General features: G+C 56.0%; 2 protein-coding genes and 1 pseudogene. All 3 read left to right on the top strand.

The features are described 5' to 3' along the window. Positions 1–515: glycosyltransferase (locus ACXJ5O_RS26000; protein ID WP_457302429.1), on the top strand; the 515-nt coding region annotated here is incomplete at its 5' end. A 10-nt stretch (positions 516–525) separates the two neighbouring features. Next, positions 526–1299 carry a hypothetical protein gene (locus ACXJ5O_RS25995; RefSeq protein ID WP_457302428.1) on the top strand — a complete coding sequence of 258 codons (774 nt, stop codon included), beginning with the start codon at positions 526–528 and terminating at the stop codon, positions 1297–1299. A gap of 17 nt (positions 1300–1316) precedes the next feature. Further along, positions 1317–1718 (top strand): annotated as a pseudogene (locus ACXJ5O_RS25990) (hypothetical protein); the annotation flags it as partial.

The raw sequence follows: 1718 nt of genomic DNA, 5'->3' as shown, positions 1-1718 counted from the left end.
CGACTGTCCTGCTCGAAGCAGCAAAGCAGCTGATTTCCGAGGATTTCGAATTCGAGCTGCGTGTCCACGGCGCCGCGCCGTTCCAGAGTGAAAGTTTCGTTGCTGATATAGATCGCCTCTTCGCTGAAACGTCACCCAGCGTGCAGCGCCGTGGCGCTTACCGGCGGGAAGATATCGCTGGTCTGATCGCGACAGTCGATTGCGCGATCATGCCTTCGATCTGGTGGGAAAATGCACCGCTGGTGATCCAGGAAGCGCAAAGCCAGGATTGTCCGGTAATCACAAGCAATATCGGTGGAATGGCCGAAATGATTGAAGACGGCGTCAACGGTCTGACCGTCCCGACTAATGACCCAATTGCGCTGGCGGCCGCCATGCGACGTATCGCTGAAGATGCTGACTTACGCCAGACTCTTGTCCTTGGGGCTCGCCACCCCGACACCATCGACATGACGGCTGCGCGCTATCTCGATTTGATCGAGACACTGCGACCGGCGCATGTGGAAGCAGCCTGAGAGGACCATTATGTCAATCATAACAAATGTGTCGGCACAGGCGCCAATACAGCCAAGTGCCGTTCCCCAACAGGACAATACGCAGGCCAAAAAGCTTGAGCCGACAAAGGGACGGGTTGACGCTATCGATGACGGCCGTTTGTTCGGTTGGGCTTTCGATCCAGCCGCGCCGACCAAGAGGCTGACTATTCGCGTGCTTTTGGATGGCAAGCCTATTGCAGAAGCTGTGGYCGACAAGGACCGCCCGGATTTGAAGCGCTCAGGTATCGGCGACGGCGCGCATGCATTCGATGTGATGCTCCCGCAATTTGCTGCGATGCGCGCTGGTGAACTGGTGGTCGTTGCCATAAATGGCGCAGGTGTCGAACAAGCATTGCGCGTTCCAAAACCTGATGAACAAGCCGCCGAAGCCCTGATCGCCGCGCCGATGACGCGTATTCTCGATAAGCTCGATATGTTGATGGCGGCACAGCGGCAGTTGCAGGTCAACCAGCGCTCATTGCAGCGTATTGCGCCGGTTATTGATGGATCAGGCGGTAGCACTGCAGTCGACGCCGCCGATGTGAGCAATTCGATTGAAAATCTCCGTGGCGACGTCAACCAGCGTCTGACGGAACTCGATGTTCATCTGATGCGAATGGACGGTGTCGTAGCAGGTATGGAAAAGCGCATGGAGTCACTGCAAAAACGCTCCGGTGGCGATGTTAAACCGTTTATTTTGCTTTTGTTCGTTCTTGTGGGCTTTGCTGCCGGGGCTATTTTGTCAATGTCAGTCATGCCTTGATCATGGAGCAGATTTGAATGCTTCGAGACGACAAAAACGTTTTGCCGATAAAGACTGGTAAAGCCCCGGAACGTCTCCCTGTGGTGATGCAAGGCGAGACCGTTGTTGGGTGCCCCATTGACGACACGCTTGTTCTTGTACTCGGCATCGGCAGCCTGACCTCTGAACAGGCTACGGTTTTTCTTAATGGCGATCCCGCAATGAGCGTGAAGGTGACCCTTGTAAGCTGGCCGCTGAAAGATGCGTCCCCTGCCGGTACCCACGGGTTTGTGGCGATTGTTCCGACCAATATTCTGCGCCGCGGCGCGTTGAAAACGATCATGTTCCAGCACAAGGCAAACGTGACGCGCTATGCTTTTGCCAGCCGCGCCGCTTCGACCGGCGAGCTGATCGCCATGATCACCGACCTTGCCGGTTCC

The organism is Phyllobacterium sp. P5_D12, from assembly GCF_054049495.1.
Note: the sequence above shows the minus strand (reverse complement) of the source record. Positions and strands in the feature narration are given on the sequence as shown.